10 protein-coding genes and 1 pseudogene are annotated in these 16,715 nt (G+C 71.2%); 9 read left to right on the forward strand and 2 right to left on the reverse strand.

The features are described from left to right. The first annotated feature begins 109 nt into the window (after positions 1-109). From GA0074694_RS16600 to GA0074694_RS16630, 7 genes and pseudogenes are all read left to right on the forward strand, one after another. Positions 110-301 (forward strand): hypothetical protein, encoded by a 192-nt coding sequence (locus GA0074694_RS16600; RefSeq protein ID WP_091459557.1) that lies wholly within the window; start codon positions 110-112, stop codon positions 299-301. After that, the gene (locus GA0074694_RS16605; RefSeq protein ID WP_091459558.1) at positions 298-2,553 is read left to right on the forward strand and encodes a heavy metal translocating P-type ATPase; all 2,256 of its coding nucleotides are present in this window, start codon (positions 298-300) and stop codon (positions 2,551-2,553) included. The genes GA0074694_RS16600 and GA0074694_RS16605 overlap by 4 nt, the downstream gene beginning before the upstream one ends. An 80-nt stretch (positions 2,554-2,633) precedes the next feature. Then, on the forward strand, positions 2,634-3,563 hold the full coding sequence (locus GA0074694_RS16610; RefSeq protein WP_091463321.1) for an LLM class F420-dependent oxidoreductase: 930 nt from the start codon (positions 2,634-2,636) through the stop codon (positions 3,561-3,563). Positions 3,564-3,677: 114 nt separating this feature from the next. After that, positions 3,678-4,947: pseudogene (locus tag GA0074694_RS16615) on the forward strand (FAD-binding protein). A gap of 51 nt (positions 4,948-4,998) precedes the next feature. Further along, a complete protein-coding gene (locus GA0074694_RS16620) occupies positions 4,999-7,644 on the forward strand; it encodes an AfsR/SARP family transcriptional regulator (RefSeq protein WP_091459559.1) in 2,646 nt (881 codons plus the stop codon). Further along, positions 7,568-8,302 carry a tetratricopeptide repeat protein gene (locus tag GA0074694_RS32960; protein ID WP_141714165.1) on the forward strand — a complete coding sequence of 245 codons (735 nt, stop codon included), beginning with the start codon at positions 7,568-7,570 and terminating at the stop codon, positions 8,300-8,302. The genes GA0074694_RS16620 and GA0074694_RS32960 overlap by 77 nt, the downstream gene beginning before the upstream one ends. A 319-nt stretch (positions 8,303-8,621) precedes the next feature. Next, the gene (locus GA0074694_RS16630; protein ID WP_091459561.1) at positions 8,622-9,245 is read left to right on the forward strand and encodes a DUF2306 domain-containing protein; all 624 of its coding nucleotides are present in this window, start codon (positions 8,622-8,624) and stop codon (positions 9,243-9,245) included. Between the two features lie 47 nt (positions 9,246-9,292). On the opposite strand, the gene GA0074694_RS16635 is transcribed toward GA0074694_RS16630, so the two are convergent. Together GA0074694_RS16635 and GA0074694_RS16640 are read right to left on the reverse strand one after the other, a co-directional pair. Further along, a complete protein-coding gene (locus GA0074694_RS16635) occupies positions 9,293-10,432 on the reverse strand; it encodes a site-2 protease family protein (RefSeq protein ID WP_091459562.1) in 1,140 nt (379 codons plus the stop codon). A gap of 534 nt (positions 10,433-10,966) precedes the next feature. Next, complete coding sequence (locus GA0074694_RS16640) at positions 10,967-12,415, reverse strand: alpha-amylase (RefSeq protein ID WP_091459563.1); 1,449 nt, start codon at positions 12,413-12,415, stop codon at positions 10,967-10,969. Positions 12,416-13,213: 798 nt separating this feature from the next. On the opposite strand from GA0074694_RS16640, the gene GA0074694_RS16650 reads away from it, so the two are divergent. Continuing rightward, positions 13,214-14,221, forward strand: a complete 1,008-nt coding sequence (locus GA0074694_RS16650) for a polysaccharide deacetylase family protein (RefSeq protein WP_176737976.1) — start codon at positions 13,214-13,216, stop codon at positions 14,219-14,221. After that, positions 14,214-16,682 (forward strand): AMP-binding protein, encoded by a 2,469-nt coding sequence (locus GA0074694_RS31700; protein WP_176737977.1) that lies wholly within the window; start codon positions 14,214-14,216, stop codon positions 16,680-16,682. Before GA0074694_RS16650 ends, GA0074694_RS31700 begins: the two co-directional genes overlap by 8 nt. Positions 16,683-16,715: the final 33 nt, after the last annotated feature.

Below are 16,715 nucleotides of genomic sequence, written 5' to 3' on the forward strand. Positions count from 1 at the left end.
GGTACGCCCCCGCCACCGGAGCCCGCTGGGCTGGAGTGTGGAACATGATGTGCCGTCCATATCCGAGGGTGGTCGCCACCGTGTCGGGCTCTCCCGGAAAGGATCTGTCATGAACGCGATCTGGCGACTCGGCACCTACCTGCTCGTCCTGCTCGTGGTCTTTTCGGTGATGCTGATCATCGGCCGGCTCATCGGTCCGATCAGTTCACCGGCGGAGAGCGGTGAGGGCCACGACATGATGATGTCCACCGGGCAGGTGGCCGTGGCCACCGCCGGGCAACCGGGGGAGGGGGCGCGATGAGCGTCGCCACGCCTCCCGAGGCGTCCCCCGCGACCAACCGGATCGACCTCGTCATCGGCGGCATGACCTGCGCGGCGTGCGCGAGCCGGATCGAGAAGAAGCTCAACCGGCTGCCCGGGGTCCACGCCACGGTCAACTACGCGACGGAGAAGGCCACCGTCGCGTTCCCCGACGACCTCACCCCGGCGGACCTCATCGCCACGGTGGTCAAGGCCGGCTACACCGCCGAGGTGCCGCCCCCGCCGGAGGAGGTGGACCGCGGCGTCGCGCCGGCGGACCCACTGGACGACGCGCGGAAGCGGCTGCTGGTCTCGATCGCGCTCTCCGTGCCGGTGATCGCGCTGGCCATGGTGCCGGCCTGGCAGTTCACCTACTGGCAGTGGCTGTCACTGACCCTGGCCGCCCCGGTGGTGGTCTACGGCGGCTGGCCGATGCACCGCGCGGCCTTCGTCAACCTGCGCCACGGTGCGGCCAGCATGGACACCCTGGTCTCGCTCGGGACGCTGGCCGCGTTCGGCTGGTCGGTCTGGGCGCTGTTCCTCGGCACCGCGGGCACGCCGGGCATGCGGCACGAGTTCTCACTCAGCGTGTCGCAGACCGACGGGGCGGCCAGCATCTACCTGGAGGTCGCCGCCGGGGTCACCATGTTCATCCTCAGCGGCCGCTACTTCGAGGCCCGGGCGAAGCGTCGCGCCGGGGACGCGCTGCGTGCCCTGCTCCAGATGGGCGCGAAGGAGGCGTCCGTCCTGCAGAACGGGGCGGAGGTCCGGTTGCCCATCGACCGGGTGGTGGTGGGGCACCGGTTCGTCGTCCGGCCCGGCGAGAAGATCGCCACCGACGGGGTGGTCGAGGAGGGCAACGGCACCGTCGACGTGTCGATGCTCACCGGGGAGTCCGTACCGGTGGAGGTCGCGCCGGGCGACGAGGTCGCCGGGGCGACGGTCAACCGCAGCGGACGGCTCGTGGTCCGCGCCACCCGCGTCGGTGCCGAGACGCAGCTCGCGCAGATGGCCAAGCTCGTCGAGGAGGCGCAGTCGGGCAAGGCGCCGGTGCAGCGGCTGGCCGATCAGGTGGCCGGGGTGTTCGTCCCGGTGGTGATCGGGCTGGCCGTCGGGACGCTGGGCTTCTGGCTGGGCACCGGGATGGGCTCGCCGTCCTTCGCCTTCGCCGTGGCCGTTCTGATCATCGCCTGTCCGTGCGCGCTCGGCCTGGCCACGCCCACCGCCCTGCTGGTCGGGACGAACCGGGGTGCCCAGCTGGGAGTGCTGATCAAGGGACCGCAGATCCTGGAGAACAGCCGTCAGGTGGACACCGTCGTGCTGGACAAGACCGGCACCGTCACCACCGGCCGGATGAGCCTGCTGGACGTGGTGGTCGCCGACGCCGAACGGGACGAGGTGCTGCGGGTCGCCGCGTCGCTGGAGTCCGCCTCGGACCACCCGGTGGCCCGGGCGATCGTGGCCGGGGCCGGCGACCCGGCGCTGCTGCTGCCGGTCACCGACTTCGCCGACCTCCCCGGGCTCGGCGTCCGGGGCACGGTCGCCGACCGGCCGACCCTGGTCGGGCGGTCCCGGCTGCTCACCGAGGCGGGGCTGGAGATCCCGCCCGCGCTCGACGAGGCCCGACAGGCGGCCGAGGCGGCCGGTCGCACCGCCGTGCTGGTCGGTTGGGCGGGTGCGGTCCGGGGCGTCTTCGTGGTGGCCGACACCGTCCGGGAGACCAGCGTCCGGGCGGTCGCCGAGCTGAAGGCCCTGCGCCTGGTGCCGGTGCTGCTCACCGGGGACAACGAGAAGGTGGCCCGGGCGGTGGCGGCCGAGGTCGGCATCGCCGACGTCATCGCCGACGTGCTGCCGGCCGAGAAGGTGCAGATCATCAAGGAGTTGCAGGCCGAAGGGCGGACGGTCGCCATGGTCGGCGACGGGGTCAACGACGCGGCGGCGCTGGCCCAGGCCGACCTGGGGATCGCGATGGGCAGCGGCACCGACGTGGCCATCGAGGCGTCGGACCTGACCCTGGTCCGGGAGGACCTGCTCGCGGTGGTGGACGCCCTGCACCTCTCCCGCGGCACCCTTCGGGTGATCAAGGGCAACCTGTTCTGGGCGTTCGCCTACAACCTCTGCGCCCTGCCGCTGGCCATGGTGGGCATGCTCAACCCGATGATCGCCGGTGCCGCGATGGCGCTCTCCTCGGTCTTCGTGGTCTCCAACAGCCTGCGACTGCGGACGTTCCAGCCAGCGAGAGCGTCGCCGTGACACCGGTGGGCGGGCGCGGCCCGGCGCCCGCCCACCGGGACCCCGTCCGGTGCGCCCGCCGGCTCCCTATGCTCGGGTCCATGGAACTGCGCGTCTTCACCGAACCCCAGCAGGGGGCCAGCTACGACCAGCTGCTCGCCGTGGCGCGCTGCGCGGAGGACGCCGGTTACGCCGCCTTCTTCCGCTCCGACCACTACCTGAAGATGGGCGGGGTCAGCGGGGAACCCGGCCCCACCGACGCCTGGACGACCCTGGCCGGGCTGGCCCGGGAGACCAGCCGGATCCGTCTCGGCACACTGATGACCGCCGCCACCTTCCGGCTTCCCGGCCCGCTCGCCATCACCGTGGCCCAGGTGGACGCGATGAGTGGCGGCCGGGTCGAGTTCGGCGTCGGTACCGGCTGGTTCGAGGCGGAGCACCAGGCGTACGGCATCCCGTTCCCGCCGCTCGCCGAGCGGTTCGACCGGCTCGAGGAGCAGCTCGCGGTCATCACCGGCCTGTGGCGGACGCCGGCCGGGGAGACCTTCGACTTCTCCGGGAAGTACTACACCCTCACCGGTTCCCCGGCACTGCCGAAGCCGGTGCAGTCGCCCCGGCCACCGGTCCTGCTCGGCGGGATGGGTGCGAAGCGTACGCCCCGGCTCGCCGCCCGCTTCGCCGACGAGTTCAACCTGCCCTTCGTCGCGGTCGACGACACCGCCGCGCAGTTCGGCCGGGTCCGCGACGCCTGTGCGGCGATCGGCCGGGACCCGGCGGAGCTGTGCTGGTCCAACGCGCTGGTGCTGTGCTGCGGCCGGAACGACGCGGAGGTCCGGCGGCGGGCCGAGGCGATCGGCCGGGACCCGGACGAGCTGCGCGAGAACGGACTCGCCGGCTCGCCCGCCGAGATCGTCGACACGATCGGCCGGTACGCGACCGTCGGCAGCCAGCGGATCTACCTCCAGGTGTTGGATCTGGCCGACCTCGACCACCTGGACCTGGTCGCCGCCGAGGTCATGCCGCACGTCTGAGCCGGTCGCCGCGGTGGCCGACCCGGCGTGGACGCCGACGGCAGCGGCAACCACCGGTGCCGACGGCAGCGGCGGTCCCGGCTCCGGGCACGCCGACGACCGAGGGGAGAGGTCATGGCAGTGGACGGGCGCGGCAGACCGGACACCGGAGTGCCCCCACGGAACTGGGCCTGCAACGTCACCTGGTCGGCGGCCCGCCGGCACCGGCCCACCTCGGTCGACGAGCTGCGCGATCTGGTGGCGGCGAGCCGGCGGGTCCGGGCGGTCGGCAGCCGGCACTCCTTCAACCTCCTCGCCGACACCAGCGGCGACCTGGTCGCGGTGGACGGCCTGCCGCCCACCGTCGAGGTCGACCCGGCCGCAGGCACCGCGACGGTGGCGGCCGGCCTCCGCTATGGCGAGGTCGCGGAACGCCTGCACGAGCGGGGGTACGCCTGCGCGAACCTGGCCTCCCTGCCGCACATCTCGGTCGCCGGGGCGGTCGCCACCGCCACCCATGGCTCCGGCGTGCGCAACGGCAACCTGGCCACGTCGGTCGTCGCGGTGGAACTGGTCACCGCCGACGGTGCCCTGGTCCGGGTGGACTCCTCCGACGGACGTTTCGCCGCCCTGGTGGTCGGTCTCGGCGCGTTCGGGGTGGTCACCCGGCTCACCCTGGCGCTGGTGCCGGCTTTCGAGATGCGCCAGTACGTCCACCTGGACCTGCCCCGTGAGGCGATGGACGAGGCGTTGGCCTCGGCGTACAGCGTCAGCCTCTTCACCAGCTGGCGGGGGACCGGTTTCGACCAGGTGTGGCGCAAGCAGCTGGTTGACCAGGAGCCGCCGCCGGCCCGGTGGCTCGGCGCGAGGGCGGCCGACGCGCCGCAGCACCCGGTGCCGGGCTTGTCCGCCGACCCCTGCACCGCGCAGCTCGGGGTGCCCGGACCCTGGTACGAGCGGCTGCCGCACTTCCGGCCCGGCTTCACCCCGAGCAGTGGCGCGGAGTTGCAGTCGGAGTACCACGTGCCGAGGGCGGCGGCGGTCGAGGCACTGGCCGCGCTGGACGGCGTCCGCGACCGGATCGCGTCGGTGTTGCAGATCTGCGAGCTGCGGACGGTCGCCGCCGACCCGGCTCTGGCTGAGCCCGCAGTACGACCGGGACACGTGCTCGATCCACTTCACCTGGATCGCCGACGCCGTGGCGGTCGCCCCGGTGGTGGCAGCCGTCGAGGAACGGCTGGCCCCGTTCGCGCCCCGTCCGCACTGGGGGAAGGTCTTCGGGCTCACCCCGACGGCGGTGGCCGCCGCCTATCCCCGGTTCGCCGACGCGGTCGCCGCGACCGTCGCCGCCGACCCGACCGGCAAGTTCCGCAACGACCTGCTGGAGCGCTACCTTCCGCGCTGAGGGCGTACGACGCCGCAGGCGGCCGGGACCGGGTACGCCAGAATCGGGGCCGTGTTCTTCGGCATCCTGGGCCCGGTCGAGGCGCGTACCGTCGACGGGACGTCCGTGCCCCTGGGCGGGCGGCAGTTGCGGGCCCTGCTCGCCCTGCTCCTGCTCGACGCCGGCCGGGTGGTCACCACCAGCCGCCTGATCGACGGGCTGCACGGCGAACACCCGCCGGTCGGCGCGGCGAACGCGCTCCAGTCCCAGGTGTCCCGGCTGCGCCGGGCGCTGCGCGACGCCGGCACCGCGCCGCTGGTCGAGGCGCACCCGGCCGGGTACCGGCTCGCCGTCGACCGGGAGGACGTCGACGTGCACCGGGTCGTCCGGCTCGGCCGGGCCGGTCGGCAGGCCCTCGCCGCCGGGGCCCCGGCGCGGGCGGTGGCCCTGCTCGGTGAGGCGCTCACGCTCTGGCGGGGCGAGCCACTCACCGACGTGGCCGCCGCACCGTTCGCCGCCGCGCAGATCGCCCGCCTGACCGAGCTGCGGCTGGGCATCGTGGAGGAGTACGCCGAGGCGGCCCTTGCCGCCGGGAACCCGGACGCACCGATCGTCGCACTGGGCGAGGTGGTCGCCCGCCACCCGCTGCGGGAACGCCCCCGTGGGCAGCTCATGCGGTCGCTGCACGCCGCCGGCCGGTCCGCCGAGGCGCTGCGGGTCTACGCCGACCTGCGCCGTACGCTCGCCGGGGAACTCGGCGTCGAACCCTCCGCCGAGCTGGCCGCAGTGCACCTGGCGGTACTGCGCGACGAGCGCGACGACCGGGTGTCCCCGCCGCCGGCCCGGCTTCCGGCCCAGCTGAGCAGCTTCGTCGGCCGGGAGGACGACCTGGCCCGGGTGGCGGGACTGCTCGACGCCGGGCGGCTGGTCACCGTCACCGGACCGGGTGGGGTCGGCAAGACCAGGCTCGCGGTCGCGGCGGCCGGACGGCGTACCGGTGAGACCTGCTTCGTCGATCTCGCTCCGCTGCCCTCCGGCGCGCGGGTCGCGCCCGTCCTGCTCGACGCGTTGGGCCTGCGCGAGTCGGGGCTCGGCCTGCCCGGCGTGAACCGTGTACCGATGTCCGGCCCACCCGATGCCGGTCGGCCTGCTACCGGCCCAGCCGGCGGCCTGTCCGGTGCCGGCGGGTCGTCCGCCGTCGGTGTGCCCTCCGGCGGTGCCGATCCGGCGGTGGCCCGCCTGGTCACCGCGCTGTCGGACCGGCGGATGCTGCTCGTGCTCGACAACTGCGAGCACCTCGTCGGCGACGCCGCGCCGGTCGTACGCCGTCTCCTCGCCGCCTGCCCCGACCTGCGGATACTGGCCACCAGCCGGGAGCCGCTCGGCCTCACCGGGGAACTGCTCTGCCCGCTGGCCCCGCTGCCCGTGCCGAACCGGGAGGTGCCGCCCGGGACCGCCGTCACCGCCCCGGCGATGCGCCTCTTCGCCGACCGGGCCGGCGCGGTACGTCCGGACTTCGTCCTCGACAGCGGCACCGTCGACACGGTACGGCGTATCTGCGCCGCACTGGACGGCCTGCCCCTGGCGATCGAGCTGGCGGCGGTCCGGGTGCGTGCCCTGCCGCTGGCCGAGGTGGCGTCCCGGCTGGACGACCGCTTCCGGCTGCTCTCCCGGGGTGACCGGACCGCCGCGCTCCGGCACCAGACGCTGCACGCCGTGGTCCGCTGGAGCTGGGACCTGCTCGACGACGCGCAACGGCGACTCCTGCGCCGGCTGACCGTCTTCGCGGGCGGGGAGACGGTCTCCGCGGCCGAGCAGGTCTGCGGTGGTAGCAGGGGTCCCCTGCTACCGCTTTCTGAGGAGGAAGGGCCCCCTGCAACCACCCGGCGCGGGCCGGACACCGCCGAACTGCTCGCCGCGTTGGTGGACCGGTCGTTGCTCGAACACACCGCCGGCCGGTACCGGATGCTGGAGACGGTGCGGAGTTTCGGTGCCGAGCGGCTCGTCGAGGCCGGCGAAGACGATCTTCTCCGTCGGGCGCATGCCGCGTACTTCCTCCGCCTGGCCGCGACGGCGGACGGCTACCTGCGCCGGGAGGAGCAGGTGGACTGGCTGCACCGGCTCCGTGCCGAACACCGTAACCTGGACGCCGCCCTGCGCTGGGCGGTCGCCGCCGACCCGCCGCTGGCGATGCGGCTGGTCGGCGCGCTGAGCGCCTACTGGTATCTGCGTGGCCTGCGCGGCGAGATCGCGCCGCTGGCGGAGCAGTTGCTGCGCGCGGTCGGCGCGGAATCCCCCGACGGGCTGGCCGAGGAGTACGTGCTCTGCGTGGTGTACGCCGTGTCCGGCGGTGCCGGTGCCGGGCTGTCCGACCACGTACGACGGGCGACCGCCCTGATGGACGCGATGGACCGCCCGCCCCGGCAGCCGTTCCTCAACGTCCTCTGGGCACAGTTCGCCGGACCGCCCGGGCGCGGAGCTGCCCCGGCGCAGGCGGCTGATCGGCGCGGACCCGTGGTCGCAGGCGCTCGGCCACTTCGGCAACGGCTTCCTCGCCCTGTTCCAGGGCATCGTCGACACGGCCGAGTCGGAGCTACGGCAGGCGTTGGCCGGGTTCCGGTCGGTGGGCGACCGGTGGGGCGTGTCGCAGGCGCTGGACGGGCTGGCGACCATCGCCGCCTGGCGCGGCGCGGACGACGAGGGCCTCGCCCTGCGTGACGAGGCTCTGGAACTGGTCCGGCAACTCGACGCCTACGAGGAGGTGGCGGACCTGCACTGCCGGCGGGCCGAGCGGCTGCTGCGGGCCGGTGACGCCGACGCCGCCCGGGCCGAGTACGAGCGGGCCGTCGATCTCGTCCGCCGTGGCGGCATGTCGACGACGGCGGCGCAGATCGCGTGGGGCCTCGGTGAGGTGGCCCGATTGGCCGGTGACCTGGCGGAGGCGCGTCGGTGGCAGACGGAGACGCTGGCCCGGGTCTCGGCGGGATGGACGGACGCCGAGGTCCGGGTCGCCGCGTTGACCGCGCTGGGCCGGGTGGCGCAGGCCGGGGACGATCCCGCCGAGGCCCGCCGACGGCACCGGGAGGCGCTCGACGCGGCCCTCCGCCGGCACAACGGGTCGACCGATGCCGACGCGGCCGAGGGGCTGGCCGGGGTGCTGCTGGCGGAGGGGGCAGCCGAGCGGGCGGCGTGGCTGCTCGGGGTGGCCACCGCGGTACGCGGCCTGCGGGTGACCGCCTGCCGGGACGTGGCCGTGGTGGTCGACGGTGCGCGGGCGGCGCTCGGCGAGGCCGGCTACGTCGCCGCCCTCGCCCGGGGTGCCGCGCTCAGTCACACCGAGGGCCGGGCCGCCCTGCGGGCCCTGATCCGGACCTGACCGCCACGTGCCACCGCCTACGCGGCACGCCCGCGTCCGGCAGGCGGGGCGGCCCGCCGTCGACGTGGTACGCGGCCCACCCGCCCGGCGTACGCCGCGCTGACCGGCGGCAGCGCGTCCGGTCAGCATCCGGTGCGCGTCCGGTCAGCGTGGCCGACCACCCTCGGCGGCAGCACACCGTTCCCTGTCGACGAGGAGCCGGCTGTGGCCGACGCCGCTACGACGCAGACCGCCCCGATGCCGCCCGGACCGGACCCCGGTCCCGGACGGAGCAGACGCGCCCCGGCCACCGGCCCGCCGGTGGTGGCGTCGCCCCTGGATGGCACCTCTGGGGGTGGTGCTGGTGCTGTTCGTGGCCTTCTCCCTGCCCCCGTACCTGAGCCTCGACCCGGAGCAGTCGCGGATCACGCCGCCGGAGGGGGTGCCCCTCTACCACCCGCTGCTGGTCGCGCACGTCCTCTTCGCCTCGGTCGCCACGCTGGCCTGCTGGTTCCGGCAACGCTTCCCGGCCGCCCACCGCCGGATCGGCCGGATCTACGTCTTCGCCGGGGTGCTCCCCGCCGGGGTGATCGGTTTCTACCTCGGCGCGGTGACCCCGTTCGGGCCGGTGGCGCGGGTCAGCGGTGTGGTGCTGGCCCCCCTCTGGCTGATCTGCACGATCGTCGGCTGGCGGCGGGCCCGGCAGCGCCGGTTCGCCGACCACCGCCGGTGGATGGTCCGGAGCTTCGCGCTGACCGTGTCGATCATCACGAACCGGATCTGGGGCGTGGTCTTCTTCCTGCTGCTGCACCCGCAACTGGAGACCACCTTCCACGGTGACGAGAAGCTGATGAGTTGGATGGTCGCGGGGGCGACCGCCTGGCTCGGCTGGACGCTTCCGCTGCTGGCCGCGCAGTGGTGGCTGGACCGCCGCCCCGTCCGCCGCCCCACCCGCACCGGCTGACCGCCCGCCCGGCTGACCGCCCGTCCCGCCCGTCCCGGCGGGCGGCGTCACCGCGGGGCGGCGAGCTGCTCGCGCATGCTGCTGCGCTGCACCGCCCGGCTGATGTCGCTGGGCGAGACGATCCCGACCAGCCGCCCGTCGACCACCACCAGAGCCCGGCCGTCGGCGCACTCGCTCAGCCGGGGGAGCAGGTCGGTCAACGGTTCCTCGGGCTGGGCCAGCACCAGCTCGTCGGCGCGGCAGGCCACCTCGGCGAGGGTGGTCGCGCCGCGTCGATCGGCCGCGACGTGCCGGACCCGGTCCAGGGTGACCAGGCCGACCGGTTGCCCGTCCTCGGTCAGCGGCAGCGCCGAGTGCCGGTACGCGAAGAGGTAGTGGTCGACGAAGTCGCCGACGGTCATCTCCGCCGAGGCGGTCTGCGGTTGCGGGGTCATCACGTCGGCGACCCGTACGCCGCGCAGCGCCGAGCCGACCCGGGCCTGCCGTTCCTCCATGGTCGCGGCCCCGATCAGGAACCAGCCGATCAGCACCAGCCAGAGCCCGCCGATGCCGGCCCCGACCAGGAACTGCCAGAGGCCCAGCCCGATCAGCAGCGCGCCCAGCACCCAGCCGGCGCGGGCCGCCACCACCGAGGCGCGGGTCCGGTCGCCGGTGGCCTTCCACACCGCGGCCCGCAGCAGCCGTCCGCCGTCGAGCGGGGCGGCCGGCAGCACGTTGAAGATGGCGAGCAGGAGGTTGATCCCGGCCAGCCAGGAGAGCGCGCCCACCGGCAGCCCACGCTGCCCGGTGAGGGCGAGCGCGACGGCGGCGCCGCCGAAGAGGACGCCGATGATCAGGCTGACCAGCGGCCCGATGCCGGCGATGCGCAGTTCCGCGCCCGGGTCGGGCGCTTCACCTTTCAGTTCGGAGACCCCGCCGAACAGCCAGAGCGTGATGCCCTCGACCCCTAGCCCGTTGCGACGGGCCACCACCGCGTGGGCGACCTCGTGGGCGAGCAGGCCGGCGAAGAAGACCACCGCTGCGGCGAGCCCGGCGAGCACGTACGCCCAGAGCGGCTCCCCTGGGTAGGCGCGCGGAAACTGTCGCGCGGCCAGCCCCCAGGCGATCAACGCGAAGATGACCAGGACGCTCCAGTTGACGCCGACGGGCACGCCGGCGACCCGGCCGAGCCGGAAACTCGCCCTCATGGGCGGACGGATACCCCATCGGGCGCGGAGCATTCCGGCCGGACGCCGCCCCGGGTGGTCAGCGGGACGTGGACAGCCGCTCGACCACCACCACCGCGTCCACCCCGCCGAACGCCGTCTCGGCGGGTGGGGTGCGGGCCAGCACGAAGGTCCGTCCGAGCGGGGTGACCTGAAGGCCAGCGGACGACCACCCGGCGCGGTATGCGCGGTAAGCCGCCGCAGGGGACGGATGCGCTCGACCAGTGGTGTGGTGTCGAGCGGGTCCGGGTCGGCGGGGAACCCGTCCGGTGGCGACCGGTAGGTGACAACGGGGAGGTCCTCCGGCGCGGGCGCAGGGACCGGGATCCGGCTCGGTGTGGGCGGCGAAAGCGGGCCGACGGTCGGGGCCGCGTGGGGCGTCGGGGACGGGGCGACCGGGACGGGGGTCGGGGTCGAGGCGTCGGCCAGCGGAACCGACCGGCGGAGCCCTCTCCCGCGCCGATGCGGGGAGAGGATTTCCGGATGCCGCCCCCGGTGGTCCGCGTGCCGGTGACGCTAGGACAGTCGAGCGCCCACATGGATGGCGATCGCGTCGTGGGCCGCGACGTTCGCGGCGAACCAGCCGGCGGAGTCGACGGTGACCACCGGGCCGCTGCACGAGCCGTTGCTCAGGGTGCCGTGGATGACGTCGCAGTACCGGCCGGCGGGCAGGCCGGTCTGGTAGGAGCGGCCGTTGACCGCGAAGTCCTCGTCGTTGATGGTGATGAAGCCCTTGCCGGTCCGGCTGAACGCGATGTGCTGGTAGCCGTTGTCCCACCAGTTCGAGACGCCGGTACCCTCGGTGGCGTTGCGGAAGCCGACCATGTTGGCGATGACCGGCCAGCGGTGCTCGCACTCCCAGCCGGAGTAGCAGGTGGTGTTCAGGGTCTTGTTGGTGGCGTCCGAGGGCGGCCCGGCGTCCCGGTCGGTGAAGGTGTAGCTGGACATCACCGACGGCGACCCGTACGGCCAGGCCAGCATGAAGGCGTTGGCCAGCGCGTAGATGCCCCGGTCCTGGTAGGTGAGCACGCCGCCGACGTCCCGCTGGGTGTCGTGGTTGTCCACGAAGACCGCCGCCACGCCGCCGGGCAGGTGGCCCCAGCCCTCGCCGAAGTTCCTCAGGTACGCCAGCCGCTCGGAGCGGAACACCCGGGCCAGGTCCTTGCCGTAGCGGAACTCGTGCACGTCGCCGTTGCCGGTGTACTCGGTCGGCAGGACCGGCTCACCCGCGCCGTAGATGACCTCCTGCACGATGTACGCCGGGCGGGAGAGCTTGCCCTTGATCGCCGTGATGTCGGCTGCCGGCATGTGCTTGCTGGCGTCCATCCGGAAGCCGTCCACGCCGAGGGAGAGCAGGTCGTTGAGGTACGCCGCGATCCGCCTCCGGACGTAGTCCGACTCGGTCTTCAGGTCGGCGAGGTTGACCAGCTCGCAGTTCTGCACCTCGTAACGGTCGCCGTAGTTGGCGATGTCGTCGTCGCCGTTGCGTCCACAATGGTGAAAGTCCTGGGACTGGTAGACGCCCGGGTAGTCGTAATGCTGGTACGACGAGCCGGCCCAGCCGGTCCCGCCCGCGTCCTGGCCGGACATGTGGTTGACCACCGCGTCCACGATCACCTTGACCCCGGCGGCGTGGCAGGTGTTCACCATGGACTGGAACTGCGCCCGGGTGCCCTTGCGCGACTCGATCCGGTAGCTGACCGGCTGGTAGGCCACCCACCACTGGTTGCCCCGGACGTGCTCCTGTGGTGGGGAGACCTGGACGTACCCGTAGCCCATGGGGCCGAGCACGGTGGTGCACTCGCTGGCCACCGAGGACCAGTTCCATTCCCAGAGATTGGCGACGACCTTCTTGCTGCCGGACGGGGTCGCGGCGGCCGGGGGAGCCGCCACGGTGACCGGCGCGAGCAGGCCGGCGAGCAGGCCCACGGCCAGCAGCGCCGAATGGCGTCGACGTCGAAACATCCTGAACTCCTGACGGGGGTACGGGGGACGGATGGTGGACGCGCCAGGATTGCGGTGCCGCTTCTTGCCGCGGCTCTGAAAGGTTTCGGAAATGTTACAAGCGCCTTGCAGGGGGCGTCAACGCATGGACATACGTCTTTCCTGCCCATCTCGGCTGCCCGGCGGCTGCAAGACCTGCCCCAGTGCCAACGGGCGGGTAGTCAAGCCCCGGGTTTGGTGGAGAGTTGGTCAGCTGGTTTTCAGGGGTGCGGTGACCGGGTGGGTCATCGCGTGCAGTGCCTCGTGTTCGGCGGGTGGCACGTGCCCGAGCTCGCCGTGCAAGCGGCGGTTCGCGTTTGAAGGTGGCGTCGAACGACTTGGCGGCGGCGTTGTCGGCGGAGCTACCGACCGCGCTCATCGACTGTCGCGCGCCGGCCGTCTGGCAGGCGGCGGCGAAGGCCCGTCCGTTGATCATCGGCGCGGACCCAGCGGTCACAATGCCACGCGTCGGCCTTGGACTGCGCAGGGGTAGTGCTCGTTCACCATCTGTCAGGGGACTGCTGATCTCCCCGGACCATCGATCCAAGGTTCAAGTGTCCAGGTTCAGGGGGCAACGCCCGTTTCCCGTTGCGGACGAACACCCCGTTCGTATCCCTCGCGAGTGGTCAGGTCTGGATCGGCTTGCTCGTTGAGGTGTCGGCCTGAGCCGAATGTGTGGGGACATGCCATCGGACTGTGGTGCCCGGGCACGTTGATTCGGTGCAGCACCAGGAGCAGCATTCGTTTCGTCGCTGTGAACGACGCCACAGGGAGGCAATTGTGGGTGAACCGATTTCTCCGAACGGCCCGGTGAAAGTAGCCATTACGGTGGACGACTTCCTGCAGTGGAAGATGGTGCCGTTCCCGACCGGGTACAGCGCTGAGCGCGTGGTGTCGTCGTTGACCTCGGCTTTCGCTGATTTCGGGATCACCGATTGCTATGCGTTCTTCAGCACGGGTCCAATGGAGGAGGATCCGAGTCTGCGCGAGCAAGTCGAAGCGTGGTGTGCGGCAGGGCACCACGTCGGAAACCATACGCACAATCACGTCAGCCCCGATTGGGTAACGGCCAGTGCATTCACTGACGACATCAAACTCTCCGAGTACTATATCGGCAGCTTCATCGAGGCGGCTCCGGTGAAGTACTTCCGGTATCCGATGGACATGTGGGGCGCCGAGGCCGACAAGGTTGCCGACATCCACCACTTCCTGGCCAGGGAGAACTACATCCCGGCGCCGGTCAGCTACTGGTTCTACGACGCTCAGTTCGTTGCGCCGTACTGGCGGTCGGTCGAGAGCGCGGACTCCGACGCGGCCGCTTGGCTGGTGCGGACCTACGCAGAAACGGCGGTCGACCAGCTCCGGCGCCACGCGGCGGTTTCTCGCGAGATGTTCGGCCGCGACCCGATCTTCATCTCGGTTTTTCACGGTACAGCTGTTACGTCCGATTCGGTGCGCCCGATGCTTGAGGCTCTGGTCGCGGCCGGAGTCGAGTTCGTATCGCTCGAGGAAGGGATGCGGGATCCGTTGAACGCGCTTCCAGCACCAATGCACACCCGCCTCTTCCGGAACAGCACCCAGAAGTGGGCCGACCACCTCGGGGTGTCCTTCGAGGGGATCCCGCCGTTGGAGACGTTGTCCAAGTTGGAGAAGGTCAGTCCGCGCGAGGGTATGTCCTACGAGGATGTCTTTGGCGCGATGCGCAACCACGCCGCCAAGGAAGTTGGCGGCACAGTTGCTGGTGGCGAGTTCGACTGGCAGAGCGCGGTGCGGCCGATCCATGACTGACCGGCCAGCACACCCATTCGTTGCGCCCCCTGACCGGGTCGCTCTCGTGATGGCTGCATCAGGTGCGGCCATGACCTATCGTGAACTCGCCGACGACTCGGCTCGGTTGGCCAATGTTCTCCAAGCAGCCAACCTCCCCGAAGGTAGTCCGATCGCGATCCTCTTGGGGAACTGCCCGGAGTACTTCGTGGCGTACTGGGGCATCCTCCGAGCCGGCCACCGCGTCACGACGCTCAGTACCCAACTGACACCAGATGAAGCCGCATACATCGTGGGGGACTGCCATGCGAGTGGCGTAATCGTCGGCACGGACTTCGAAGGCACAGCGGCGAGGTTCGACGAGATCGACCACCTGAAACTCAGGCTGGCAGTAGGGACGGGCCTGGTCGATGGGTACCGGAACATGCGGGAGGCCCTCGCCGCGGTATCGACTGAACGCCCGGACCGGGAGCGGCTAGGAAACGAGCTGCTCTACTCGTCGGGCACCACCGGAACTCCCAAGGGTATCTGGCGGCCGATCGATCCGAACGCAGCCATCGACGAGCGGACGTTCTCCTTGGCCTCAGTGTATGAGACTGAACTTGGCTTCGAGGACGGCGATGTCTACCTGAGTCCGGCGCCGCTGTACCACGCAAGCCCACTGCGGTTCTGCGCTGCGACGCACGTGCTGGGCGGCACGGTGGTGGTACAGGAGAAGTTCGACGCCGAGGGAGCGCTCAAGGCGATCGAGCAGCATCAGGTGACTCACAGCCAGTGGGTCCCGACGATGTTCGTCCGGATGCTGCAGCTGCCCTCAGAAGTTCGGCACGCTTACGATCTTTCGTCGTTGCGCGTGGCCGTTCACTCGGCTGCACCCTGCCCGGACGCAACCAAGCGTGCGATGGTGTCATGGTGGGGCCCGATCCTTTGGGACTTCTACGGCGCCTCGGAAGCCATCGGTCGGGCGTTCCTCGACCCGAAGGAATGGTCCGAGCGACCAGGATCGGTAGGGCGACCTGATCCGGAGCTGGTGCGGATCTGCGACGAGAGTGGTGCCGCACTCGAAGCTGGCCGGGTCGGAACGATCTACTTCAAGTGCGCGCGCCCCTTCGAGTACCTCGGTGACCCGGAAAAGACCGCTCGTTCCCGTCTCCCGGAGGATCCGGAGTGGGTCACCGTTGGGGATGTTGGGCGATTGGACTCCGACGGGTACCTCTATCTCGCCGATCGGCAGTCCTTCGTGATCATCTCCGGCGGTGTGAACATCTATCCCCAGGAGGTCGAGAACGCGCTGGTTGGCCATCGCAAAGTGGCTGACGCAGTGGTCGTCGGCCGCCCCGACCCCGAGTTCGGCGAGTCCGTCGTGGCCTTCGTGGAGCCGGAGCCGGAGTTCTATGCCGACCCCGAACTGATCGAGGACATTCGAGGTCGGCTCCGTCGGACGTTGGCTCGCTTCAAACACCCCAAGTGGATTGAGGTGGTCCCGGAGGTGCCCAGGACGCCCGGTGGCAAGCCTGATGTGGCCGCACTGCGCGAGCTGGCAAGTCGATTGTCCGCTGCGCCGGCATCCGAGGCGCCGGACGTGGACGGCGGGGCAGCGGCAACAAGTCCCGTCGGGCGGTCGGCCCGGTGGGACAGTGGTCCGATCCTGGTCGATGATCGTGACGGTGTCCGGACAATCACCTTCAATCGTCCTGAGGTTCACAACGCGCAGAATCTCGAGATGTTGCGTGAGTTCGATGCCGCGATCGACGAGGTGGCAGCCGACCGCTCTGTCAGGGTGTTGGTGATCGCGGGCGCGGGGCGGAGCTTCTGCTCGGGCCACGACCTTCGGATGATGGGCGAGGACGAGACCTACTTCAGCAACTTCTCGAAGGTGGAGACCCGCAAGGAGCAGGAGAAGCGTTGGTTCGTCGACCCGGTTGAGAAGCTCCGCCACTTGCCGATACCCACCGTGTGTCGAATCCAAGGTCATTGTTTGGCTGCCGGCCTCATGTTTGCCGCGGCGACTGACTTTGTCGTTGCGGGCGAGTCCGCGATATTCGGGTCCCCGATCCTGATGCACATGGGGGTCAACGAGGCAGAGGTCCCCAACTTCGCATCGAAAGTTGGCGAGAGCTGGGCCAAACGGGTGTTCTGGTTGGACGAGCGACTGTCGGCCGAGCAGGCCCGGCAGGCGGGCCTGGTGACATGGGTTGTCCCGGACGATGACCTTGACTCGAAGTTGGCGTGGCTCATCGAGCGGCTCCTGCGTGCGCCTCGGCAAGCGTTGGAACTGTCCAAGGAGAGCCTGCAGTATCTGGCGGACCTCCGGGGGGAGGCGCAGTTCCACAAATTCCATTTCATGTCGCACCAGATCAGTCATGCGACTCACGAAGCGGGCGAGATTCTCAACGATCGTCTAGCCCGCCTGGCGAGGTCCGAATCGGTGATCCCCGACCACGAATCGAGGTCATCTGGTGGCAGTCCCTCTACGTCGTAGTGGTCCTTCTGTGAATTGTGAAAAGGGAAAGTG

It is taken from the genome of Micromonospora inyonensis, assembly GCF_900091415.1.
GTDB lineage: Bacteria > Actinomycetota > Actinomycetes > Mycobacteriales > Micromonosporaceae > Micromonospora > Micromonospora inyonensis.